Source organism: Streptomyces sp. CB02009, from assembly GCF_001905825.1.
GTDB lineage: Bacteria > Actinomycetota > Actinomycetes > Streptomycetales > Streptomycetaceae > Streptomyces.
In genome coordinates, this window is the sequence record NZ_LIVV01000001.1 from 1,176,242 (window position 1) to 1,200,870 (window position 24,629).

Annotated in this window: 19 protein-coding genes; 10 read left to right on the top strand and 9 right to left on the bottom strand. The window is 70.1% G+C overall.

The annotated features are described in order from the left end of the window. Positions 1–317: 317 nt before the first annotated feature. Entirely contained in the window at positions 318–1,388 is a 1,071-nt protein-coding gene (locus AMK27_RS05265; RefSeq protein ID WP_073902836.1) for a sugar ABC transporter substrate-binding protein, read from the bottom strand. A gap of 526 nt (positions 1,389–1,914) precedes the next feature. Here AMK27_RS05265 and AMK27_RS05270 point away from each other — a divergent pair. Continuing rightward, entirely contained in the window at positions 1,915–3,477 is a 1,563-nt protein-coding gene (locus AMK27_RS05270; RefSeq protein WP_073902839.1) for an MFS transporter, read from the top strand. A 136-nt stretch (positions 3,478–3,613) separates the two neighbouring features. Here AMK27_RS05270 and AMK27_RS05275 read toward each other — a convergent pair whose 3' ends face one another. Together AMK27_RS05275 and AMK27_RS05280 are read right to left on the bottom strand one after the other, a co-directional pair. Beyond that, entirely contained in the window at positions 3,614–4,414 is an 801-nt protein-coding gene (locus tag AMK27_RS05275) for a bestrophin-like domain (RefSeq protein ID WP_073902842.1), read from the bottom strand. 193 nt (positions 4,415–4,607) lie between these two features. Beyond that, the gene (locus AMK27_RS05280) at positions 4,608–5,669 is read right to left on the bottom strand and encodes a PucR family transcriptional regulator (protein WP_073902845.1); all 1,062 of its coding nucleotides are present in this window, start codon (positions 5,667–5,669) and stop codon (positions 4,608–4,610) included. Between the two features lie 235 nt (positions 5,670–5,904). On the opposite strand from AMK27_RS05280, the gene AMK27_RS05285 reads away from it, so the two are divergent. The 4 genes from AMK27_RS05285 to AMK27_RS05300 all read left to right on the top strand — a co-directional run bounded on the left by AMK27_RS05285 (position 5,905) and on the right by AMK27_RS05300 (position 16,058). Continuing rightward, positions 5,905–6,195, top strand: a complete 291-nt coding sequence (locus tag AMK27_RS05285) for a hypothetical protein (protein WP_073902847.1) — start codon at positions 5,905–5,907, stop codon at positions 6,193–6,195. 238 nt (positions 6,196–6,433) lie between these two features. Further along, entirely contained in the window at positions 6,434–8,455 is a 2,022-nt protein-coding gene (locus tag AMK27_RS05290) for a hypothetical protein (protein WP_073902850.1), read from the top strand. Positions 8,456–8,548: 93 nt separating this feature from the next. Continuing rightward, positions 8,549–13,378, top strand: a complete 4,830-nt coding sequence (locus AMK27_RS05295) for a DNA repair ATPase (RefSeq protein WP_073902853.1) — start codon at positions 8,549–8,551, stop codon at positions 13,376–13,378. 199 nt (positions 13,379–13,577) lie between these two features. Continuing rightward, a complete protein-coding gene (locus tag AMK27_RS05300; RefSeq protein WP_073902855.1) occupies positions 13,578–16,058 on the top strand; it encodes a glycoside hydrolase family 9 protein in 2,481 nt (826 codons plus the stop codon). A gap of 69 nt (positions 16,059–16,127) precedes the next feature. On the opposite strand, the gene AMK27_RS05305 is transcribed toward AMK27_RS05300, so the two are convergent. Further along, complete coding sequence (locus AMK27_RS05305) at positions 16,128–16,685, bottom strand: TetR/AcrR family transcriptional regulator (RefSeq protein WP_073902858.1); 558 nt, start codon at positions 16,683–16,685, stop codon at positions 16,128–16,130. 133 nt (positions 16,686–16,818) lie between these two features. Between AMK27_RS05305 and AMK27_RS05310 the strand changes: the two genes are divergently transcribed. Then, positions 16,819–17,427, top strand: a complete 609-nt coding sequence (locus AMK27_RS05310; RefSeq protein ID WP_073902861.1) for a DUF2867 domain-containing protein — start codon at positions 16,819–16,821, stop codon at positions 17,425–17,427. Between the two features lie 9 nt (positions 17,428–17,436). Here AMK27_RS05310 and AMK27_RS05315 read toward each other — a convergent pair whose 3' ends face one another. After that, positions 17,437–18,129, bottom strand: coding sequence for a maleylpyruvate isomerase N-terminal domain-containing protein (locus tag AMK27_RS05315; protein ID WP_073902864.1), 693 nt, complete (start codon positions 18,127–18,129; stop codon positions 17,437–17,439). A gap of 252 nt (positions 18,130–18,381) precedes the next feature. On the opposite strand from AMK27_RS05315, the gene AMK27_RS05320 reads away from it, so the two are divergent. After that, positions 18,382–19,659, top strand: a complete 1,278-nt coding sequence (locus tag AMK27_RS05320; RefSeq protein ID WP_158076897.1) for a pentapeptide repeat-containing protein — start codon at positions 18,382–18,384, stop codon at positions 19,657–19,659. A gap of 142 nt (positions 19,660–19,801) precedes the next feature. After that, on the top strand, positions 19,802–20,233 hold the full coding sequence (locus tag AMK27_RS05325) for a VOC family protein (protein WP_073902870.1): 432 nt from the start codon (positions 19,802–19,804) through the stop codon (positions 20,231–20,233). 187 nt (positions 20,234–20,420) lie between these two features. On the opposite strand, the gene AMK27_RS05330 is transcribed toward AMK27_RS05325, so the two are convergent. The 3 genes from AMK27_RS05330 to AMK27_RS05340 all read right to left on the bottom strand — a co-directional run bounded on the left by AMK27_RS05330 (position 20,421) and on the right by AMK27_RS05340 (position 22,752). Next, complete coding sequence (locus AMK27_RS05330; RefSeq protein ID WP_073902873.1) at positions 20,421–21,311, bottom strand: hypothetical protein; 891 nt, start codon at positions 21,309–21,311, stop codon at positions 20,421–20,423. A 149-nt stretch (positions 21,312–21,460) separates the two neighbouring features. Then, a complete protein-coding gene (locus AMK27_RS05335) occupies positions 21,461–21,925 on the bottom strand; it encodes a GNAT family N-acetyltransferase (protein WP_073902875.1) in 465 nt (154 codons plus the stop codon). Between the two features lie 137 nt (positions 21,926–22,062). Then, a complete protein-coding gene (locus AMK27_RS05340; RefSeq protein WP_073902878.1) occupies positions 22,063–22,752 on the bottom strand; it encodes an SMI1/KNR4 family protein in 690 nt (229 codons plus the stop codon). A gap of 214 nt (positions 22,753–22,966) precedes the next feature. Here AMK27_RS05340 and AMK27_RS05345 point away from each other — a divergent pair, with 214 nt between their 5' ends. After that, positions 22,967–23,428: a DUF2199 domain-containing protein gene (locus AMK27_RS05345; RefSeq protein WP_241847370.1), complete on the top strand. Its 462-nt coding sequence runs from the start codon at positions 22,967–22,969 to the stop codon at positions 23,426–23,428. A gap of 27 nt (positions 23,429–23,455) precedes the next feature. Beyond that, on the top strand, positions 23,456–23,848 hold the full coding sequence (locus tag AMK27_RS05350; protein ID WP_073902883.1) for a hypothetical protein: 393 nt from the start codon (positions 23,456–23,458) through the stop codon (positions 23,846–23,848). A gap of 74 nt (positions 23,849–23,922) precedes the next feature. Here the strand turns inward: AMK27_RS05350 and AMK27_RS05355 are convergent, their stop codons facing one another. Continuing rightward, positions 23,923–24,192: a hypothetical protein gene (locus tag AMK27_RS05355; protein WP_073902886.1), complete on the bottom strand. Its 270-nt coding sequence runs from the start codon at positions 24,190–24,192 to the stop codon at positions 23,923–23,925. Positions 24,193–24,629: the final 437 nt, after the last annotated feature.

A 24,629-nucleotide genomic window follows, 5' to 3' on the forward strand; every position in this document is an offset into this window, starting at 1 on the left:
GCGGTGCTCCGGCTCCTCCCCGAACCCGCCGCCTCTGGAGTCCCGGTCGGGCGAGGGGTGCTCTGGTGCGCTCCGCCGTGATCCGACGTACACGCACCTGGGCACGGGCACATGGGCGAAACACGGGGTGGCGCCCGGCGAGGCGGTTCGGCCTCGCCGGGCGCCCTTCCGGCGACACGGTCGGTGGGACGGGCAGGGGAAGCGGGCTACTGCCGCTGCTGCGGGGCCAGTTGGTACCTTCATCTCTTGTACATGGGGCGACCGGTGGCCGACCCATGGAGCGGGGGTCGCCGGCGGGAGGGGACGGCCCGGTTCGACTACTTGAGGCCGAGCTTGGTGCACTTCTCGGCGAGCTCGGAGGAGCAGATGTCGGCCGCCGTGTAGATGCCTTCCTCGATGACCGTGGACTTGATGTTCTTCTCGTCGACGACCACCGGGTCGAGCAGGATCGACGGGACGCCGTCGGTCTCGGTCTTGGCGCGGAGCGGCACGTCCATCAGCAGGTCGACCGCGAGCTCGGCGGCCTTGGGCGCGAGCTCGAGCGGGCTCTTGTAGATGGTGAAGGTCTGGGTGCCGGCGATGATGCGCTGGATGCCGGCGATCTCGGCGTCCTGGCCACCCACCGGGATGTCCTTGATGCCGGCGTTCTCGAGAGCGGTGACGATGCCGCCGGCCATGCCGTCGTTGCCCGAGTAGACCGCGTCGATCTTGTCCTTGCCGACCGAGGCGATCGCGGCGGACATCTTCTCGCCGGCGACCTTGGGGTCCCACTCGCCCGAGGCCTCGTAGGCGATCCTGCCGACCTTGCCGTCGAGGGCGGTGTGGGCGCCCTTCTTGAAGAGACCCGCGTTCGCGTCCTTCTCGTCACCGTTGATCATCACGACGTTGGCGGAGGCCGCCTCGGCGCCGAGGGCGGCCAGCAGGGCCTCGCCCTGGAGCTCGCCGACCTTGTTGTTGTCGTGGCTGACGTAGGCGTCGGCGCCCGCGATGAAGCGGTCGTACGCGAGGACCTTGACCCCCTTGGCCTGCGCCTCCTTGACCCAGTCGACGGCCTTGGTCGCGTCGACCGCGTCGAGCGCGATGACCCTCACGCCTCCGGCGATCAGCTGGTCGAACTGCTGCTTCTGCTTGACCACGTCGGAGACCGCGTTGTTGTACACGATCTCGCAGGTGAGACAGGCGCCCTTGACGGCCTGCTCGAACTGGGGTCTGTCCAGCGCCTCGTACCGCGCGGTCTTGTTCTCCGGAAGGAGCAGGCCGATCTTGGTCGAGCTGCCCTTGTCGCTGCTGCCGGCGCTGTCGTCGCCGGCCTGGCCGCAGGCGGCGAGCGAGAGCGCCATCGACACCGCGGTCGTGGCGATGACGGTGCGACGCGTCACTGCGTTCATGAGGGTTGCCTCCCTGACGAGGCCGCGACGTTGCGGCCGAGGTGGCTCGAAGTCAACTTGTCCGTCACATTGCCGTCAAGAAGTAAACGTTTAACGAGATGGCAACGGTAGTTACCGTTATGTAGGTGAATCCGAGGTGGGACGCGAACGTTGCGTCGCTCGCCGCCGGACGCGGGGGCGTGGCCAGATGCGGGGGCGCCGCCGGATGCGGGGGACGCGGCCAGATGCGGGCGGGCCCGGATGCGCGCTCGCAGCCGGTGACGCGGCGGGGCGGCGGCCAGCGGGGGACGCACGCGCGCCGATGTGTCCCGCCGCCTTGCTGAGCCCATCCGGAATTCATGAGAATTCCCCCACGCGCAATGCGGCCCGGAGGGCACAGAATTGCTCGGACCGCAAAACCCGCAGTGGGCATGAATTCCGTTCCGGCGCAACGGTATTGGCGAGGAAATCCGAGCTTGACTGCGTCGTCGGGTTTACCTATGGTCCAGTCGATCAGTTTCCCGCCGATCGATATCCGAAGGTGTTCATGACCGTGACTCCAGCGCTGCCGAAGTCCAGGCAGCAATTAATTCTCGCCGTTCTCATGCTGTGCTCGCTTCTCATCTGGCTGGAGAACACCGTCCTGAGTACGACACTGGAGACCCTCGCGGACCCGGTCCGCGGTCTGGGGGCCGACCCCGGACAGCTCCAGTGGGCGACCGGCTCGTACACCCTGGCCTTCGCCACATTGATGTTCACCGCGGGCGCGTTGGGTGATCGGTTCGGTCACCGGACGGTGTTCGCCAGCGGGTTGGTGATCTTTGCCGGGTCCTCGCTGTGGGCGGCGCTCGCAAGCGATGCGGGCCTGCTGATCGCCGCCCGAGCTGCGATGGGGGTGGGCAGCGCACTCATCACACCCGCCATGCTGGCCATCCTCGTGCTGACGTTCACCGGCCCCGCGCGGGCTGCCGCGATCGGCATCTTCTCGACATCGGCCGGTGTCGGAATGGCCGCCGGCCCGGTGCTCGCGGGATTCCTGCTTCACCATTTCTGGTGGGGCTCGGTCTTTCTGATCAATGTCCCGGTCGCGGTACTCGCACTGGTCGGGCTCGTCGTGCTGGTTCCGAATGTCCGCAGCCCCGCACCGCGCCCACTGGACCCCGCCGGAATGCTGCTGTCGATCTGCGGACTCGTGGCCTTGGCCTACGGGCTGATCCGGGCGGGACAGGCGCCGGTGTGGAGCCGTATCGACGTCTGGGCGCCGATCGTCGTCGGCCTGGTTCTGCTGGTCGCCTTCGTCCTCGTCGAACTGCGCGCGAAGGCGCCCGGCTTCGATCCGAGGCTGCTCGCGCGACGCGCGTTCGGTGGGGGCAACGCGGCGCTCGGACTGCTGCTCTTCGGCGTGGCCGCGATCACCTTCTACAACGCGTTCTATCTGCAGGGCGCGCTGGCCTTCTCACCGATGAGGGCGGGTCTGGCGACGGTCCCGACCGCGATCGGCGCGCTCGTCGGGGCGCCCCTCGCCTCACGCCTGGTGCGCCGACTGTCGCTGCGCACCGTCGCGGTGCCGGCGCTGGCCGTGGCCGCGATGAGCATGGGCGGGTACGGGTTCCTCGGCCTCCACACTCCACTCGTGTGGATCGAGGCCCTGCTGTTGGTGCAGGGTCTCTCGATCGGCATGGTGATCGGCCCCGTCACGGCCGCGTTGGTCAGCGACCTGCCGCTGGACCAGGCCGGTGCGGGATCCGCCGTCACCAACACCGTGCGACAGACCGGCAGCGTGCTCGGGATCGCCGTCGGCGGCACGATCATGTCCATCGTGTACCGACGGGCGATCGAGCCCGCTCTGGAGGGTGCGCCAGGTCCGGTGCGGGACCAGGCGCGAGTCTCCGCCGAGCAGGCCCGCCACGTCGCCGCGGCTGTCCACCGCCCCGCTCTTGCCGAGGCCGCGGATGATGCGTTCATCCATGCCATGCGTGTCGGCGCGGGCTGGATCGCCGTGGTCGTGCTCCTCGGGGCGGCCGTGCTGCTGCTCGCCCTGCCCGCTGTCGAGAAGAAGACGGTACGGACACGGGAACCGGACCCCGAGGAGGCTCGCAGCTCCGTCTGAGGAGGTGCGGAGTCGTACGGGGCGGGCGCCGGCCTCCGCCCCGTACGACTCGCGGCCTGCGTGGTCCGCCCGTACGACGCGCGGCCTGCGTGGTCGGCCTGTACGACGCGCGGCCTGCGCGGTTCGCCTCGGGCGCTCAGACGGTACGGCGGTTGCCCCGGTCGTCGCAGGGCAGCTCGGCGGCCGGGTGGTTGGCGGTGAAGTCGCGGGTGGCCTGGCGCTCGGCTTCGGAGATCGCGGTGGGTTCCACCTGGATGATGCCGCCGAAGGGGCGGTCGACGTCGCGGATGATGCACAGGGTCGTGGTGAGGAGCGCGGTGATCACCACCAAGGTGACCACCTGACCGCGGTTGTTCCTGCGGGGCAGGCAGATGCCGAGGCCGATGACGGTGATGGTCAGGGTGGCGAGCAGGAACCAGAGGATGGCGCTGGGGATGCTGGCGGTGGCCTGGGTCAGGCGTTCCTCGCGTTCGTCGGAGCGCTTGTTGTCGGCGGCGACCAGCATGCCGAACACGGGCTGGCCCGCGAGATCGCGGAAGGCGGCGCGGAAGTCGGTCGACCAGACGCTGGGGGCGGGTGAGCCGTCGCCGTCGGCCATGGCCGGCCACTCCTGGGTGCGGACCGCACGGGCGTAGCAGACGGCGTCGGCCTGGATGCGTGCCCGCTGGACCTCGGGCGCGTACTCGGCGGTCTCGACGAGCTGGTCCAGCGCACGGGCTTCACCGCGCGACGCGACCTCGGCCTTGCCGTACGAGCCGTTGGCCGTGACCAGGACGAACGCGAGGAGCAGGACGGTGAGGGTCAGCAGGGGGCCGACGAGGTCCTTGACGGCCATGCCGGTGTCGTCGTCCTCGTTGAGGAGTCTGGGGCGCAGCCATCGGTTGGCGGCCAGTCCGGCGAGCAGGGCGGCGATGGCGACGGCGATGACGAGCAGCACGGACGGACACCTTTCACGGGGGAGCCGGGAACCGTCGACGGCCCCGGTGTGTGCGCCGAGCATCTCCACATCCGGAAGAGAAGGGGAACGGGAGAATCGTTCGTTCGCCTTCTCACGAGGGAGACCCGTTGGGCTGTGCGGCGGACCTGCCGGTCGGAGGGGAACTCTCGGACCTCCCGGTCGGAGGGGGAGCTCAGACTCCTTGCTCGGGCCAGCCCAGCAGCCGGGCGCCGATCACCGCCGTCTGGAGGGTGTAGCGGTGGACGGGGTCTCCGGGGTCCGACCCGGTCAGACGGTGGATGCGGTCGAGGCGGTAGGTGACGGCCCGGACGCTCAGGTTCAGCCGCCGGGCGGCCTCGGCCGCCACACAGCCGGTGTCGAAGTACGCGGCGAGGGTGTCGATGAGCGGAGCGGCGCCGCCCCGCGCTCCCCGGAGCGGGCCCAGGACGCTGTGCACCAGATCTGCCATGGCCTGCCGGTCACGGGTGAGCACCGGGTAGACGAGCAGGTCGGCGGCGTGCAGGACCGGCTCTTCGAGTTCCAGGCGGGCGGCCAGGTCGAGGGCGTTGAGTGCTTCCTCGTAGGAGTGGACGACGCCGCCGGGGCCGGAGTGGGGCCGGCCGATGGCGACCTGGCCGCCGTCGGTCGCGGCGTGCGCCAGCTTCGCGAAGAACGTCAGGACGTCGAGCTCGTCGGACGGCGCGACACAGATCAGCCGCCCGTCCTTCGTGGTGAGCAGGATGCGGCGGTGCCCGAATCGGGCCACCAGGGACGACTCGACGTGTCGGGTCACGGGGTATCCGTCGTCGTACGGCTCCCGGCCCTGCGCCACGGCCACGGCGTGGGCCTGCGCGAGAAGCAGACCGAAGCGCTCCGCCCGCTCGGCCAGACGGCCCAGGTCGCTCCGTCCGTGCAGCAGATCGTCGATGAACTCCCGCCTGAAGGCCTCCTCCTGACGTATCGCCAGTCTCTGCGCCCGTTCGTGCCCCTCGGCGAACGCGTCCACGGCCCACTCGATCACGGCGAGAAGATGTCCCGCGGCGTTCGGCGGCAGTTCCTCCCACAGCACCTGAGCGGCGGAGAGATGGGCCCGGACGAGCGCGCGCATGCCCAGGCCGGCCTCGGCGGCCCGCTCGCCCCGCAGGCGCAGCGCGTCCACTTCCTCGCGCTTCAGGCGCCTTCCGGAGGCGCAGGCATCGGCCAGTATCCGGGTGTACCCGTCCAGATACTCCTCCGGCACGTCCTGCTCCGTCATGTCTCCCCTGCCCCTCGCATGGTGACCCCGGCCGTCGTGATCGGCCCGGCGCCCGGTCGGCCGTGCCGCCCCAGGGGCGGACACCGGCATCAAGAACGCGTCAAGACTGCCGGGCGACGGCAATGCGGGCAACCGTGAGGCCCTGACACCATGCGGTTGCCAGGGAGTGCGCCGCGGCTTCGATGCCGGGTGCCGGAACACGCGTGGGTGTGCCGCGCGGGGGAGGGGGAGTGTGATGGTCGACTCGACGGACACCCGCTGCCCCGGTTCCGAGGACGCCTCGGTGACGGCCTTCGCGTCGGCCGCAAGCCCGGCGTCGTCCGCTCGGCCGCCCTCCTTCCCGTCGTCGGCCTCGACGGCCACGCCCCGGACGTTCACCCTCTCCGGGCGGACGATCCGACGCCGTGCGGTGAACGCGCTGCCGAAGCTCTTCCCCGACGAACCCGCGCCGTCCCGGCAGGACTTCGCCGGCCGCAGGAGTACCTTCCGCAGCGTGCGGACCGACACGGACCCTGGCCAGGCGTAGGACCCGGCACGGGACGGCCACACCGTCGTCGTCCACGCACATCCGGCACGTACGCCACTGGTCGCCCGGCGCTCGGCGGCACCACGCCGCACCGCGCCGCACCGCGCCGCACCGCGCCACACCACGTCGGACAGCACCGGCGGGGTCCTGGGGCGCGGTCCCACGACACCGCGCCCGCTCCTCCCGCAGCGCCGCCTGATCCCGCGTGCCCTCACTCTCGACCGACTCGGGGATTCTCATGGATGCCATCACCCTGGGCATCGGCGTGCTCGTCGCCGTCGCCCTGCTCACCGCCCTCGTTCTCGTCTTCGTGCTCAGCCGGCTGTTCCGCAAGGTGGAGCAGGGCAAAGCGCTCATCGTCTCCAAGATGCGCAAGGTCGACGTCACTTTCACCGGGCAGGTCGTCCTGCCCGTGCTCCACAAGGCCGAGGTCATGGACATCTCGGTGAAGACGATCGAGATCTCCCGCACCGGCCGCGACGGGCTGATCTGCCGGGACAACATCCGGGCCGACATCCGGATCTCGTTCTTCGTACGGGTCAACAAGACCGTCGACGACGTCATCAAGGTCGCGCAGGCGATCGGCACCGCGCGGGCCAGCGACAAGGAGACCCTGCAGGAGCTGTTCAACGCCAAGTTCTCCGAGGCGCTCAAGACCGTCGGCAAGCAGCTCGACTTCACCGACCTGTACACCAAGCGCGAGGAACTCCGCTTCCGGATCATCGAGATCATCGGCATCGACCTCAACGGCTACAGCCTGGAGGACGCGGCCATCGACTACGTCGAGCAGACCCCGCTCGCCCAGCTCGACCCCGGCAACATCCTGGACGCCCAGGGCATCCGGAAGATCACCGAGCTGACGGCCGTCGAGAACGTCCGTACCAACGAGTTCCGCCAGCACGAGCAGAAGGAGATCACCCGGCAGAACGTCGACGCGCGCGAGGCCATCCTGGAGCTGGAGCGCCGCCAGGCGGATGCCGAGATCAAGCAGAAGCGCGAGATCGACACCGTACGGGCACGTGAAGAGGCCGAGACCGCCCGGGTCGTGGAGGAGGAGCGGCTGCGGGCCCAGAGCGCCTTCCTCAGGACCGAGGAGCAGCTCGGCATCCAGCGTGAGAACCAGGCCCGCGAGGTCGCCGTCGCGCAGAAGAACCGCGAGCGGGTCATCGCCGTCGAGAACGAGCGGATCGAGAAGGACCGGATGCTCGAGGTCATCGCCCGCGACCGGGAGACCGAACTCACCCGCATCTCCGCCGAGAAGGAGGTCGAGGCGGAGCGCCGCGAGATCGCCGACGTGATCCGTGAGCGGGTCGCGGTGGACCGTACGGTCGCCGAACAGGAGGAGTCCATCAAGCGGCTGCGCGCGGTCGAGGAGGCCGAGCGCGAGCGCCAGACGGTCGTCATCGCGGCGGAGGCGCAGGCCCAGGAGAAGCTGGTCAAGGACATCAAGGCGGCCGAGGCGGCGGAACAGGCCGCCGTCCACCGCGCGGCCGAGGAGCTGACTCTCGCCGAGGCCCGCAACAAGGCAGCCGACATGGAGGCCCGAGCCAAGATCCGCCTGGCCGAGGGCATCCAGGCGGAGGCCGCGGCCGAGGGTCTCGCGGCGGTGCAGGTACGGGAGAGGGAGGCCGGTGCGATCGAGAAGACCGGCCGGGCCGAGGCGGAGGCCACCGAGGCGCGGCTGCGCGCGGAGGCCGTCGGCACCCGCGAGAAGGCGCTGGCGGAGGCGACCGCGATCGGCGAGAAGCTCAAGGCAGAAGCGGCCGGCCTGACCGAGAAGGCGGCCGCGATGGCCGCGCTCGACGAGGCGTCCCGTACCCACGAGGAGTACCGGCTGCGTCTGGAGGCCGAGAAGGACATCCGGCTCGCCGGGCTCGAAGTGCAGCGGCATGTCGCTGAGGCGCAGGCCACGGTCCTCGCAACGGGGCTGGAGAACGCCGACATCAACATCGTCGGCGGCGAGTCGGTGTTCCTCGACCGCCTGGTCCAGTCGATCGCGCTGGGCAGGTCCGTGGACGGATTCATGGACCACTCGCAGACCGCGCAGGCCCTCGCCGGCCCCTGGCTCAGCGGTGACGGCTCCTTCACCGAGGACCTGACGAAGGTGCTCGGCTCCCTGAGCAGTGCCGACGTGCAGAACCTCAGTGTGTCCGCGCTGCTCGCGAAGGTCATGAAGTCCGGCGTGCTCGACGGGGGAGCACAGGGTGGGACATCGGTACCCGCCGGGCCGAGCGCGCTGAACGGCGCGGCCAAGAGCTGACCGCTCCGGGGGAGCGGTCGGAGGGGTCCGGTGCCGGGCACGGGGGTGCCGGCACCGGACCCGTGAGGGAACGGCACTAGGGAGTGGAACGGCATGAGCACCCGGATCGACCAGGACACGTACACCGTGCTGCGTGACCGTCTCACCGCGCAGGCCACCGAGCTCGCGCGGCGCGCCACGGCCCTCAACACGGCCCGCACCACCGAGTTCGGCTCCGGAGAGCTCGCCCTGACCGGCACGGACCGCATCCGCACCGACCAGAACTGCCTGCCCCGGGACATCGTCGCCGTCGGTGACGACGTCCTGCTCCTCGGCAGCGCGGCGGCGCAGGCCGCCGACGCGGAGCGGTCCGTCCTCGACGTCTTCGCCCTGTACGACCGCCACCTGAACCCGCTCCCCGCGAGCGCCGTGCCCGGACTGCTGGACGACCCCCGCTTCATCCGGGAGTTCACCGCGCTGCACCGCTACTACCGGGGCGCCCGACTGCTACGGCTGCGCCGAGCGGAGGACCGGCTGCTCGCGGTCTTCCAGACGGGTGAGCAGGCGCACGACCTGCGTGTGCTGCGCTGGGCGGTCCGGCCGTCCGGCGAGACGACGTTCCTCGACGCCCAGGGCGAGCGCGACCACGTCCTCCCTCCCTCGCACGACGTCGACTGGGTGGAGACGACCCGCGACGACCACAGGCTGGGCCGGCACCCGCACATCTCGCTCGACGACCGCGTCTTCGTCTCCACGGTCGGCGGCACGCTGACCGTGAAGACGGAGGACGACACCGAGACCGCCGACGGAGTCCACACCGAGCCGGTCGAGGAGCCCCTGCAGGCCCTGGCCGACGCCGAGGTCGCCTACGCGACCGTGGGCGCCCTGATCCTGGTGCGCGTCCGCCCGTACAAGGAGGAGGCCCGCCGGTATCTCGTCCACAACACGCTGACAGGGACCGTGGTCAGAATCGACGGCATCGGCCAGGCGTGCCTGAGGCTGCCCGAGGACGAGGGCATCGTCTTTCCCGGCGGCTACTGCCTCGCCTCCGGCCCGGTGAAGACCTTCGACACCGACACGGCGGAGCTGACGTTCGAGCGGGCGATCCGCTCACCCGACGGCGAGGACATCCTCTTCGCCTTCCACGGCCAGGACGCCGGCCGCAGCCTTCTCCTGCCGTACAACCTGATCCGCAAGGAGATCGCGCCCCCGGTCTCCTGCCGCGGATACGCGCTCCTCGCCGACGGGACGATGATCGTCCTGCGCGCCGAGGACGGGGAGCCGGGTCGGGTGCACCCGGTGCAGAGCTGGCGGACCCCGTTCGTCGCCGCCACCCACGTGGTGCCGCCGGGCGACGGGCCACTGGGCCGCATCGGCAACGCGGACCTGGTCCGCGGCATCTCCGACTGCCTGTCGATCGCCCGGCAGGCCACCGAACTCACACCCGCGGGCGAGGTGTACGAGGCACTCGTCGCCGCCTGCGGACGAGCGCAGGACGTCCACCACTGGCTCGGCGCCCCGGAGACGGGCGACCTGCGGGGCCCACTGGCGGAGCTGCGGACCACCGCCGCTCAGATCCTCGACGAGTTCGAGGCGGTGACGACCCTCACCCGGCAGGCGGCCGAGGCGCTCGACGAGGCCGCCGGGCGCATCACCCGGCTCGTCCGTCGCCTCCGCGGCGAGGCGCCCGCCACGGCCGCGGAGTGGATCTCACGCATCACCGAACTCCGCCAGGCACAAGGGCACTTGCTGACCCTCAAGGAGATGCGCCACGCCGACACGCACACCATCGACTCCCTCGCGGGCGACACCGAGGCGGACATCGCCTCCGCCGCGCAGCGGGCCGTGGCGTTCCTCCAGCGCCCCGACGCCTTCACCGGCCACCACGCCGACGCCGAACGGCTCGCCGCCGAGGCCGGGAAGCTGACCACCGTGGCACAGGCCGGCCCCGTGGGCGACCGGCTCGACGAGCTCACGCTCGACCTCAGGACCCTCAGCGAGATCGTCGCCGGCCTCGACATCGGCGACACCACCGTACGCACCTCGATCCTCGTACGCATCGCCGACGTGCTGGCCGCGCTGAACCGCGCCCGGGTCGTCCTCGCCTCCCGCCGTTCCGAACTCCTGGACCAGGAGGGGCGGGCGGAGTTCGCCGCCGAACTCGCCCTGCTGGGACAGGCCGTCACCGGCGCTCTCGCGGCATCGGACACACCGGAACACTGTGACGACCAGCTCGGCCGCCTGCTGATCCAGCTCGAGAACCTGGAGTCCCGCTTCGCCGACCACGACGGCTCTCTTGAGGACGTCGCCGAGCAGCGCACCGGGATCCACGACGCCTTCACCGCCCGCAAGCAGTCCCTCCAGGACGCTCGGGCCCAACGGGCCGAGCGCCTCGCCGAATCGGCCGGCCGGGTACTGGAGACGCTCGCCCGCCGCGCCCGCACCCTGGCCGACCTCGACGAGGTGCACACGTACTTCGCCTCCGACCCCATGGTCGTCAAGGCCCGCCGCACCGCCGACGACCTGCGCGCACTCGGCGACCAGGTACGGGCGGAAGAACTGGAGGGCCGCCTCACGGCCGCCCGCCAGGAAGCCGCCCGCGCGCTGCGGGACCGCACCGACCTGTTCTCCGACGGCGGCGACACGATGCGCCTGGGCGCCCACCGCTTCGCCGTCAACCGGCAGGCACCGGAACTGACGCTGGTCCCGTACGAGGACACGCTCGCGTACGCCCTGACCGGAACCGACCACCGCACACCCGTGACCGACCCGGACTTCGCCGCGACCCGGCCGTACTGGAACCGGACACTGCCCTCGGAGTCCCCCGAGGTGTACCGCTCCGAGCACCTCGCCGCCCGCCTGCTCGCCGAGCACGGCGCCGACGGCCTGGCGGGCGCCGACCTCGACGCCCTGGCACGCCGAGCCGCGGAGGCCGCCTACGACGAGGGCCATCAGCACGGCGTCCACGACCACGACGCGGCGGCCATCCTGAAGGCGCTGCTCCCGCTGTACGAGAGCGCCGGCCTGCTGCGGTACCCGGCCACGGCCCGCGCCGCCGCCCAGACCTTCTGGGCCCACGCCACCACCCCCGAGGCCCGCGAGCAGTGGACCCACCGCGCGATCTCCCTGGCCAGGGCCCGCGACCTCTTCGGCAGTCCGTCGGCCGTCGAAGGACTCCGGCGCGAGCTGGCCCGAAAGATTGGCGACGCGACCGCCGCCGCCTACCTCGTCGACGAACTGGCGTCCGGACCGAAGGGCTTCGCCGTCTCGGACGCCGCCCGCACCCTCCTGGACACGTTCCGCCACGCGGTCGGCAGCCCCGCCTACGACGACGCACTCGCCGCCGTCACGGAGCCGGACGCACGGCGCCAACTCGCCGAATCATGGCTCACCTCCTACCTGTCGGCGTCCGGAGAATCACTCGACGAGGGCGTACTCGCCGAAGCGGTCGCCGTCGAACTCACCCCGCAACTCGACCGCTACGAGACGGGCACCCCGACCACAGCGACGGTCACCGGGCTCCTCGGGACCCACCCCCGGCTCCAACGCGGCACATTGAGGCTGCGCCTCGACGAATTCCTCTCCAGGACACGCACCTTCGCGGACCTGGACGCGCCCGCCTTCCGCGCCTACCAGCGGCAGCGGACCGAACTCGTCACGGCCGAGCGCGCACGGCTGCGCGTCGACGAGTACCGACCGCGGGTCATGTCGTCCTTCGTCCGCAACCGACTCGTCGACGAGGTCTACCTGCCCCTGATCGGCGACAACCTCGCACGGCAGATCGGCGCGCAGGGCGACGCCAGGCGGAGCGACTCCCACAGCCTGCTCCTGCTCCTCTCCCCGCCCGGCTACGGCAAGACCACCCTGGTCGAGTACGTCGCCGACCGCCTCGGGCTGCTCCTCGTCAAGATCGACGGCCCAGCCCTCGGGCAGCGCACGACCTCACTCGACCCCTCCGAAGCGCCCGACAGCGCCGCCCGCCGGGAACTGGAGAAGATCGCCTTCGCCCTGTCCGCGGGAAACAACGTCCTGCTGTACGTCGACGACATCCAGCACACCGCGCCCGAGTTCCTGCAGAAGTTCATCCCCCTCTGCGACGCCACCAGGTCCCTCAACGGGCACGACCTGCGAGGCAAACGCTTCGCCGTCTGCATGGCCGGAAACCCCTACACCGAGTCAGGACGCCTCTTCCGCGTACCGGACATGCTCGCCAACCGGGCGGACGTGTGGAACCTCGGAGACGTGCTCACCGGCAAGGAGGACGCTTTCGCCCTGAGCTTCGTCGAGAACGCCCTCACCTCCCACCCCGTCCTCGCACCGCTCGGCGGCCGCGACCGGGCCGACCTGGAACTGCTGATCCGGCTGGCCGGCGGCGACCTCACCGCGCGCCGAGAGCACCTCGTCCACGCCTACGCCCCCGCCGAACTCGACCGTGTCCTCGCGGTGCTGCGCCATCTGCTCACCGCCCGGGCGACCGTCCTCGCCGTGAACGAGGCCTACATCGCGTCCGCCGCGCAGTCCGACGAAGCCCGCACCGAACCGCCCTTCCGGCTCCAGGGCTCGTACCGCAACATGAACAGGATCGCGGCCCGCATCTCGCCCGCCATGAACGAGACCGAGCTGACCGCCGTCATCGACGACCACTACACCGCGGAGGCACAGACCCTGACCACCGAGGCGGAGGCGAACCTCCTCAAGCTCGCGGCCCTCCGGGGCCCGCTCACGGCGGCGCAGGCCGCCCGCTGGACCGAGGTGACCGCCGGGTACACGCGCGCCCGGGCCCTGGGGGGCTCCGGAGAGGACCCGCTGACGCGTGCGGTCGCAGCCCTGGGGCTGCTCGCCGACCGCGTCTCGGCCGTGGAGACGGCGATCAGGCGGGCGACGGCTCCACGCCGGGAGGGGGCTCCACGCCGGGAGGGGGCCTCGGATCCCGGGAGCCCCTGACGAAGGCCTTCCGTGCCAACGGGTCGGCGGGTCGGCAGGCCCGGTGTCCGCTCCGGACGGCAGGGTTTGTCTGCACGTCTCTTGACGACGCTCCAGAAAAACTGGCTTCATGGAATGGAAGCTATGGGAGCGCTCCCATCCCACTGCTCCCGTGCGATTGATCCCCTGCGCATGTCCCTCTCCTGGAAGGCCCCCCACCGTGCTTCCTGTGACTCTCCGCGGCGCCTTACGCCGTGCCGCCGTCGTGCTCTCCGGACTCGCCCTCACCGCCGGTACGTTGACCGCCACCGCGTTCTCGGCGGACTTCGCGGGCTCGGACGGCGGTACGGCCCTCGCGGCGCCCGCCGACTTTCTCCTGCGGGTCAACCAGCTCGGCTATCTGCCGGACGGGCCGAAGCGGGCCACCCTGGTCAGCTCGGCCACCGCTCCGCTCACCTGGCGGCTGCGCGACGCCTCCGGTGCGGAGGTCGCGTCGGGCGCGACGACGGTCAGAGGCGTCGACCAGGCGTCCCGGCAGTCGACGCACCTGGTCGACTTCGGCGGCTACCCGGGCACCGGATCAGGCTTCACGCTGGTCGTCGACGGACGGTCCAGCCATCCGTTCGACATCTCCGCCTCCCTCTACGACGGCCTGCGCGCCGACAGCATGTCGTTCTTCTACCAGCAGCGCAGCGGCACGCCGATCGACGCGGAACTGACTGGCAGTCAGTACGCCCGTTCCGCCGGTCACCTGGGCGTGGCTCCGAACAAGGGCGACACCAGCGTGCCGTGCCAGGCCGGCGTGTGCGACTACCGGCAGGACGTCCGGGGCGGCTGGTACGACGCGGGCGACCACGGCAAGTACGTGGTCAACGGCGGGATCGCGACCTGGCAGCTGGTCAACTCGTACGAGCGGGCCCGCCGCTCGGGCGGAGACGCCGCGCTGGGCGACTCGAGCCTGCGGGTGCCCGAGCGTGGGAACGGGGTGCCGGACGTACTGGACGAGGCCCGGTGGGAGCTGGAGTTCCTGCTGCGGATGCAGGTCCCGGCTGCCAAGCCGTACGCCGGCATGGCCTTCCACAAGGTGCACGACACCGAGTGGACCGGTCTCCCGACACGTCCCGAACTCGACGACAAAGCGCGCGAGTTGCACCGCCCGTCCACGGCCGCCACGCTCAACCTGGCCGCCACGGCAGCCCAGTGCGCCCGGGTGTACGCGCCCTACGACTCCGCGTTCGCGGCCCGCTGCCTCGACGCCGCCCGCCGCGCCTGGACGGCGGCCGAGGCCAATCCGAACGTCCTCGCCCCGGCGACCGACAACGCCGGCGGCGGGGCCTACGAGGACGCGGACGTCTCGGATGAGTTCTACTGGGCCGCGGCCGAACTGCTCGCCACCACCGGCGAGGCGCGCTACCGGGACGCCGTGACCTCCCATCCGCACCACGCGAAGCCCGCGGACGCGTTCTGGTGGGGCGGTACGGCCACCCTCGGGCGGATCACCCTCGCCACCGTCTCCGGGACGGCTCTGCCCGCCGACGACCTGGTCCGGGTGCGGGGCCTGCTGACCGCGGCCGCCGACGGACACCTGTCCGCCATGGCCGCGGGGGGCTACGCGGTACCGATCCCCGCCACGGGCTACGCCTGGGGATCCAACAGCGCGGTCGCCAACAACGCGATGACGCTCGCCGTCGCGTACGAGATCACCGGCGCGCAGCGCTACCGCGCGGGCGCCCTTGAGTCGCTGGACTATCTGCTGGGTCGCAACGCCCTGGACCAGTCGTACGTCACCGGCTACGGCGAGCGCGCCTCCGAGAACCAGCACCACCGCTTCTGGGCCCATCAGAGCGACGCCTCACTGCCGCACCCGCCGGCCGGATCCTTCGCCGGCGGGCCGAACGCGGGGCTTGACGACCCGGTGGCGAAGGAGCGGCTGAACGGCTGCGCCCCGGCGGCCTGCTACGTGGACGACATCGGCTCGTACGCCACCAACGAGGTGGCGATCAACTGGAACTCCTCGCTGGCGTGGCTGGCGGCCTTCGCCGCGGAGCGCCGCGGTGGTCCGGCGGCGCCCGCGGTGCAGGTGACGCCCGCCGCGGTGTCCGTGGCCGAAGGCGGCACCGCCTCGGTGAACGTACGGCTGTCCTCCGCGCCCGCGCGGAGCGTCACGGTGACGGTGTCCCGCACCGCGGGGGACCAGGACCTGACCGCGGCCTCGACACTGGTCTTCACACCCGCCGACTGGGCTGTCCCGCAGCCGGTTCCGGTGTCCGCCGCGCAGGACGGCGACACGGTCGCGGGCAGCGCGACGTTCACCGCGGGCGGCACCGGCGTCTCCGCGGCGGCCTTCACCGCGACGGAGATCGACGACGACGCCGCGACACCCGCGGCGTCCTGCGCGGTGACGTACCGGGTCGACAGTTCGTGGAGCAACGGCTTCACCGCCACGGTGGCGGTGAAGAACACCGGCACCTCCGCGATCTCGGGCTGGACCCTGGGGTGGACCTTCCCTGGCGACCAGAGGATCAGCGGCGCCTGGAACGCCACGGTGGCCCAGTCGGGCAGCGCCGTGACCGCAAGGGACGCCGGGTGGAACGGTGCGCTGGCGGCCGGAGCGAGTGCTTCCATCGGGTTCCAGGCGACGCACTCGGGTGCGAACGCGGCACCCGCGCGCTTCACCTTGAACGGCGCGAGCTGCTCCTGAGACCTGGGCGAACTCTTCGGGCGACCGGTCAGCCCAACACCGGTCCAACACCGGTCAGCCCAACACCGGTCAGCCCAACAACCGTGCCCTGACCGCTGCGAGAACCTCTCGGCGGCTGCGCGGGCCGTTGTCGGCGGCGATGAGATGGTCGCCGATGCGCAGGGAGAACGTGATCAGGCAGCGGGCCTCGACATCGCCCTCGTCGGGGCAGAAAGCCCCGTAGAGCTCGCGCAGATAGTCCATGCGCCGGTTGTCGGCCCGGCGGAGGCGGAGAGCGACTCCTTCGTCGCGCCGGGCCCAGTCGCGGATCGCGAGCTCGACCCCGGCACCGGTCACCGGCGTATCGCTCGATCCCACGAAGTCGAAGAGGCGCCCGAGCCGCTCACGGGGGTCGCTGCCGCCGCGTTCGATCCGCTCGATGACGTCCTCGGTGACCCCCTGCTCCCAGGTGTCGAGCATCTCCTCCAGCAGGCCCGCGCGGTTGCGGAAGTAGCCGTAGAAACCGCCCTTGCTGACGCCGAGCGTCTGGGCGAGGACCTCGACGCGGACGGCTTCGGGGCCGCCGGCGGCAAGCGCGCGCAGCCCTTCCTCGATCCACTTGTCCCGCGGTGTGCGGATCGCTCCCATCCCTGCGTCTCCTCGCCTGTCCTCGCCTTGCCTTCGCCTTGCCTTCGACCTGTCCTGCCAAGTATACGGTGCCGTATAGATAGGTCTATGCTCGATCTATACGCCACCGTATAGATCGAGACGGGGATCCGAGATGAGCGACCTGCGCCTTCCCGCAACCGACCACACGTCACGCCCCTGGCGGATCCACGAGATCGCCTCGGACTTCCGGCTCGAGGACCTGTGGGCGCTGCCGACGCCGGGCGGCCCGGACGACCTGCACCTCCTGGTCCAGCAGATGGCCCACGGCAAGGGCGGTCCGGACGGCGGCCACCCCGTGGGCCGCTTCCTCTTCGCGGTGCGCTGGAAGCTCGGCGCGCTCCTCGGATGGGACAAGCCCGATGCGGGCGTCGGAGGCCGCGTGGCGACGCTGCGCGACCGGCTGCCGGAGGACCTCCGCGAGGGACCGCAGGGACCCGACCTCGACGCGGCGCCCTTCACGTCCGTCTTCCAGGCACACGACGAGTGGGCCGCCGAATACGCCAACAAGACCATGCACGGCGTGTTGCACATCGGCTGGGTCGCCGACGGACACGGCGGCTATCGCGGCCAGATGGCCGTCCTGGTGAAGCCCAACGGCCGCCTGGGCTCCCTGTACATGCTCGGCATCAAGCCCTTCCGGTACCTGGGGGTCTACCCGGCTCTGATCCGGTCGATCGGCAGGGAGTGGCAGGAGAACACGGCGCGCGGAACGGCGCGCTGACGCCTGCGCCTATGACCGCGGCGTGCCGTGCCACCGCCAGGTGGTGAGACGGGGCCGTCCGGGCAGTTCGCCTCGCCCGGTGGCCCACAAGAGGGTGAGCCAGGGATCGGTGGACGACGGTGCGTCCGGGAACAGCCGAACGAGTACGCGCGAGCACAGATCGGCGGGCGGGTTCCATGCGAGGCCGAGCCCCTGTGCCAGGTCATGCGTGTGCACCAGGGTCTCCACGATCCCCATCGCCGCGAAACCCTCGGGATCCGAAGCGCCGAAGACATGGTGGGCGCGGGTCTGCGGCGGCGTCGTGCGCACCATGGCGACCAGGAGCGCGCCGCTCGCCTCCAGGACCTGGAGCAGGCCGGCCGGCCCTGCCTCGCGGTTCGCGTGAATGGTGTTCGCCGGGCCGCCAGGACGTCGCCGCTCGTACACGAACGGCACTTCGCCGTCCAAGGGTGGTGTCTTCGGGCCCAGTTGCGCGGCGTACGCGAAGAGATCGTCGCTGAGGTGCTCGACGGTCTCCCAGCAGTCCCATTCCAGCGAACCGGCCTTGTCGTCCCACGAGGCCGGCGGCGCCTCGCGCAGGACTGCCACGGCGAGCTGTACGGCATGGTCGAGGTCGTCGGCGGTGACGGAGGGGCGGGAGGGCTGGGAAGTCGGGGGCGGCTGTGAGGTCTGAGAGGGCGAGATCTTGCCTGAGGGGGACATGGCGGGACGGTATCGCGGCGCGGGGGAACCGCCCCACCCGTTTGATCATCACCCCGGGGGTGACGGCCGATGTGCCCGGGGCCCGTGGCCGGGGCCCGTGGCCGGGGCCCGGCGCCCGGCCAGCACCCGTGGACGATGGATGACCTGGTCAGAGGTGTTCCGGTGAGGCCCGGGACGCGGCGTCTACGTCGATCGGGTGCACCGGCGGTGTGGCGTCGGCCTGTTCCGGGCTCCGTCGACTCCGATGGACGGGTGACGGGACGAAGGCGCGGCGAGGAACCGGCTCGGAGCGCGTACCTGCGCGAACTGCGGCGCGGGCGTCGCCGCCGAGGTACGGGCGCCCCCGACGCCGACGGCCGTCGCCGGTCGCAATGGCCCGTGCTCGCGGTGGCCGTCCTGCCCGGTCTGGCGGCCCTGGTGGCGCTGCTCTTCACCTGGCGTGAGGTACGCGTAGCCGAGCAGGGACAGCTCACCGCCCGGTTCAACGACGCGATCACCAACCTCGGTTCCGAGTCGCTGGACGTCCGCTTCGGCGGGATCTATGCCCTGGAGCGCATCATGCAGGACTCACCGCGCGACCAGCCCAGGATCGTCCTCGTGCTCTCGGCGTACGTACGACGTCACGCGAGCGTTCCCGCGACCGGCTTCGTGAAGGAACCGACGGAACCGCAGCCGGGGCAGGCGGCGCCCGCCGACCGCCGCCCGCCCACGGACGTCATGGCCGTGGTGAACGTACTGGCCCGTCGCTCTCCCGGCCACGACGGGGACACCCAGATCGACTGGAACCGGGCGGACCTGCGCGGGCTGTCCCTCTCCACGTGGAGCTTCAAGGACATCGCGAAGGTCCCGGAGGGCGGCGCCCTCCCCGACGAACGAGCCCCCTTCGGGTACGTGAACGTCGAAGGGGCGGACCTGCGCCACGCCACGCTGTCGGGGGTGGACCTGAGAAGCGCCTTCGTCGGCGAGGCCAATCTGAGCGGAGCGCAACTCCTGCGATCCGACCTCCGGGACGCCGACCTGACCGGCGTGGACCTGTCCGACGCGAACGTCGTGGACACGAACCTGACCGGCGCGGACCTCAGCGGCGCCCTTCTGCGGGGGACGTCGCTGGCGCGCCCGGACGTACTCGTACGCCTGAATCCCAACGACCTGTCCCGCGCTCTGCTCTGGGACGCCGACCTCACCGGCGCGAACCTCACGGGGGCGAACCTGACGGAGGCGGTCCTGGTCGATGCGGATCTGACGGGCGCGTCCCTGGTGACCGCCCGGCTGCGCGGCGCGAAGTTCAGTGCCATGGACACCTCTCTCCAGGCGAGGATCGTCTCCGGCACCGTGACGGAGAGCGCGAACCTCACCGACGCGGATCTGTCGGGAGCGGACCTGAGAGGTGCCGACCTGCGCAAGGCCGACCTGACCGGGGCGACCCTGAACGGCGCCGACCTGACCGACGCGGACCTACGGGGCGCCCGGCTCACCGGCGCGACGTTCGACGGCGCGAAGACGGAAGGGGCTCGCGGGCTGCCGAGCTGAGGGTTGCCTCGTAACCGACCTTCGTTAACCGACCTTCGTTGTGACCGCGCGACGCAGCGGCGGCGGGGAGCAGGCACCCCTCCCACCCACAGGCAGCCTCCCGACCTGGGAGGATGAGCGGATCCCCTGTTATCGTGCGCCGATGTCAACGATCAAGCAGTTCCAAGTGACCTTCGACTGCGCGGAGCCGGCGCGCCTCGCCGCGTTCTGGTGCGAGGTACTGGGGTACGTCGTACCGGCGGTCCCGGAGGGCTATGCCACGTGGGAGGAGTACCACCGCACGCTGCCGCCCGAGGATGAGATCTATTTCGCGTGCACGGATCCCTCGGGTGCGAGCCCGCGCCTGCTCTTCCAGCGAGTTCCCGAAGGCAAGGTCGTCAAGAACCGGGTGCATCTCGATGTGCCGGCCGGCGCCGGGCTGGTGGGCGAGGAGCGCCTGGCCACACTCGAGGCCGAATGCGCCCGCCTGATGGCACTCGGCGGGAAGCACGTGCTGACGCAGCGCGCCGATGGCGTCAACGAGTCGTGCATCACGATGCAGGACATCGAGGGCAACGAGTTCTGCCTCACCTGATCTCTCCACCGAGACGGCGAGGCGGGGGAGCCGTCTCCGGCTTTGGGGAACGTCGGGCCCCGACGTCCCCCAAAGCCAGTCTCCCGGCACTCTCCCGGAGTTCTCCCGGCCTCAACAGGCTCAAGCATGGGCGCGGGCCGTCCCGATCAGCGAGAACCACGCCCTCAGGTGCGCGGAGGGGCGGACCTCACGGGATGAAGACCTTGACGGAGTCGTCGGCCCCGGCGTTGCGGTTGATGCCGATGAAGAAGTCGCTCCCGACGTGGGTGATGTCTTCGATCTCGTCGACCAGGTCGTTCCCCGGAATTCCGATATCGCTCTCCACGTCATTTCCGGACCAGTTGTACTGGTACACCCAGTTCCACCCGGTCACGGGCGTCGAGGTGTTGATGGACCTCGTGTTCCAGATGTAGTTCTCAGAGCAGTCAATGCCCTGGTCGGAACGATTGTCGTGGCTTGTCAGGTTGCTCTTCACCAGCGTCCATCCGCTCGTCAGCGAACCGGTGCCGGGATGGGTCCACAGGTTGCCCTCGCGGCGGGCGGCGTACTTACCGGCCCCTCCGGCCGCCGTCGCGCTGTAGCACAGGCCGCTGATGTTGCCGATGGGCAGATGGACGACCTCGCTGGCGCCTATGGCTCCCGACGAATCCAGATGGACGATCGCCACATCGTCGCTCGGAAACGCCGACTGGCTTCCTTGGGTCGCGATCACGGCAGGGCCCTGACCTTGGTAGTTCGGATGGTAGGCGAGATCGTTGCCGTGGCCGAGTGCAGGGATGGAGGTCGGCGCCCCGGCACAGGTCCAGCTGCTCCCGTCCCAGGTCGAGCCGTCGCGCAACCACCTGGAGAGGACCGGCTCCTCCCCACCCGCCTTGGTGAAAACGATGTAGAGCTGGCCGCCCTGACCTGCGACCATGCCCTGCATGACGGTGCGTCCCGCCCTGCACGCGCTGCTGGTCGGGATGCTGAGCCGTTCCTCGCCGCTCCTGTCCGTGGCGGCGTAGGCCGGCGTCGTCGAAGTAATGGCGATTCCGGAAATGACCGCCAATGCGGACACGAAACTCAGTAGCTTCTTCACTTGGTCCCCCTTGTAGTTGGGGGGTGAGGCTAGCACTATGGATGTAACTTGCATCCGAGACGGCGTCACCTCATCATCTACGCGAATTCAGTGGGTGGTTGACGCGTCTGCGGCTGGCGCATGTGCTGGCCCGGACCAGTTCTGTTCGGTCACGGGTGCATCGTCCCGGTCTGCGGCAGGCAGAGGTAGAACAGCTCGGGGTCGCCCTCATCCAGGCGGTGGAGAAGACCGACGGGACTCCACCCGGCTCGTTGGAGAAGCCGCTGCATGGGCTGGTTGGAGACGTTAGTCGACGTGAAGAGCTTCGGGGTCGTGCACAAGGCCGCCGCGGCGTCCAGTAGCCGATGGCCGACGCCTCGTCCGCGGGCGGAGGGAGCCACCATCAGCATCGTGACGAATCCCTGTTCGAAGAACGTGTACTCAACCACGTAATAACCGAGCGGTCCAGACGCACCCTCCGCCACGACGGCCAGGCCCTGCTCGCACCATCTCCGGATGCTGGCCTGCCTGTTGTCGTCACCTTCGGCCGCGACGGTGTCGATCGCGATCAGCCCGTCCGCCTCCGCCCCACTCGCGCGGCGCACAACGAAGTCGCCCGGATTCACCGTATCCATGCGGCCATGCTGTCAGCTTGCACCGGAAACCAGTCCTGTGCCTGACTCTCTGCCGACAGAGCCGGGGCGGGACGCCGGCGCTCGGAAGAGGCCCCGCCGGAGCTCCCTGGATCTCCGTGGAGCTACGTGGCTCAGCGTCAGGGATGCGAAGGCTGCCGGCGTGCGGCGAGCTCCGCCTTCTGCAGCCAGTCGATGTACCAGTGGGTGAAGGTGACCGGATGGCCGGCCTGGTCGAGGAGCGGGGCGAGGTCGGTGTCGTCGGCCCGGCAATCCGACCAGATGGTGCCGCGGTGAGTGCCGCTGATGACCAGCCACTCCCGCTGAGCGCAGCCGAGGTGGGAGACCACGATGGCGCCGGCGGTGCGCTCGGGGGCGAACATCAGGGCTTCCCAGCGTTCGTCCCAAGCTTCGACGGCGTCGTCGAAATCCTCGATCTCCTCGAAATCCTCTTCCTCGGGACGAACAGCGAGGAGTGCGTCGAGGTCTTCGGAATCCGGGCCGCGGTCAGGAAAGGGCTGAGCGAGCAGCGCGAGGTCGGCCAGCTCGGCACCGTCTCCTTCCCAACGCCATCGGCCTTGCACGCGGCGAACGGGAAAGAGGCCGTACGCGGGCCCGGCGCCACCGGCTCCGACGCAGGTGAGGAAGCTGCGGTAGTCGTCGGGCAGTCTCACGCCTATCTGCGATTCGAGTTCGGCAAGAGCGTCTTCTGTCAGAGGGTCGTCCAGGACCCAACCGTGCCCAAGTGATCCGAACACCGCGCCGCTCGACGGCTCTGCCCCCACAGCGGCCACACGCTGACGGACCCCATTCCACTGCTGCGTAACCATGCGCTGATCGTACGTGGAGCCAGTGACAGCGATCCTGCAAGCTGACCGGAGCCGCTGCTGGTCAGGGCGCTAAGCGGCTCGTCCCCACTGAGGCAAGGCCACCCACCGACGGCCCGTTCTCGGCGGCCGAGCGGGCCCGATTAGGCTCCCGGCCGTGACCAGAGATCTCGGCTTCACCTGCTCGTGCTGCGGGGCCCACCACCCAGAGCTCCCGATGAACTACTCGACCATCGCACCCGACGTGTGGGACGAGAGTTTCTCCGATCGCTCGGACAGCCTGCTCTCCTCTGATCAGTGCGTCATTCAGGCCCAGCACTACTTCGTCAAGGGTCTGATCGAGATACCGGTCATCGATAGCGACGACGTGTTCTCGTGGGCGGTCTGGGTCTCCCTGAGCCGCGAGAACTTCGCCCGCGCCGCCGATAAATGGAACACCCCCGGCCGTGAGGCTGAAGCGCCGTACTTCGGCTGGCTGAGCACCGAACTCTCCCTCTACTCCCCGAGCACCATCAACCTCAAGACCCACGTACACACCCGGCCGGTCGGCCACCGTCCTCGCATCGAACTGGAACCCACGGAGCACCCTCTCGCGGTCGAACAGCGCACCCATATCACCCTGGCCCGGGTCCGAGAGATAGCGGAAACCTTTCTCCACGCCACCGCCGACAAGGCCTGATCCGAGCCGGAGGAAGAGGAGGATCTGATGAAGCAGCCTTCGGAGATGAGCGAGCGCGAGTACTTCGCTGGTGTCGGTCAGAGGCCTGGCGTGTTCGTCGGACGGACGTCCTTCCACGCGCTGACGGCATTCCTGATCGGCTACGACCAACATGCGATCCGCCACGGAGGCCCTGGACTTTCCGGATGGCGCGAGTGGCTGGTTGCCCGACGTGGCAGGGACTGCAACCATGCGTGGCCCGGTCAGGTCTTGCACATGGCGCTCCCCGACGGCTGGGACAGCGTGGCGGAACTCTCGGACGCGGACGAGCATCAAGCGATCGCTGTGCTCTTCCAGCTCCTGGACGAGTTCGCTGCCGAACGTGAACTATCGGAGAAGGCCTGTATGGGCCAGCCGACCGAGACGCGGCCGCGAAGGTGAACCAGCAAAGAATCGGGGGCCGATGGTGACCACGTTCTCGACAGGCGCGGCGGTAATGCGGCGGTTCGGCAGGCTCATGGGGAGAGGAGGAATCCGCCGATCTGGTACTCCAGACCGTCGCTGAACTTCAGGTGAGGGATGGCGCTCCGCAATGCCGAGTACAGGGCGGGCTTTACCTCGTAGGCAGCGGTCTCAAGGAGCTCGTCGTTCCGTTCGGGGAACAGGTCTCTGATGCGCAGGATCTCGAATCGGGTGAGCCCAACGACGTGAGCGGCCAGCTCGTTGTCGTCCCAGCCGATGAGTTCCCAACCAAGGTTTTCGGTTTCGGTGTCGATGTCGTTCACGCACCTACGGTAAGCGGGAGCGGTCCTTGCCGTTGAACGTCCGGCTGATCAGTGGCCGATCGGTGTACTCACGCGGACCTCGGCTCCCTGTCCTACGACGACGCTGTCAGTGAGTCTTTGCCATGCTCAGGACGCGGCGTTGTGAAGGAGGATGACCGCCCGCCTCAGCCGGTGCAGTTCAGGTGCAGAGCGAGGTGTTTCCGGAGTAGAGCGGCCGGCCGCAGCGATGCGGTCGATCGGTGGGAGCATGCCGTCGTGGATCTGATAGGTGTTGCCGACGCGGTCCGCGCTGCATCGGCAAGGCTCGGGGCGAGAGCGGGCAGGAAGCCGACCGCCTCGGTGACGTAGCTACTGAAGTTGAATGCGTGATGTCGGTCAGCTATGTGTGATCAGGGGGTGTCCTGGTCCCAGCTGCCACTCGGTCCATGACTACATCC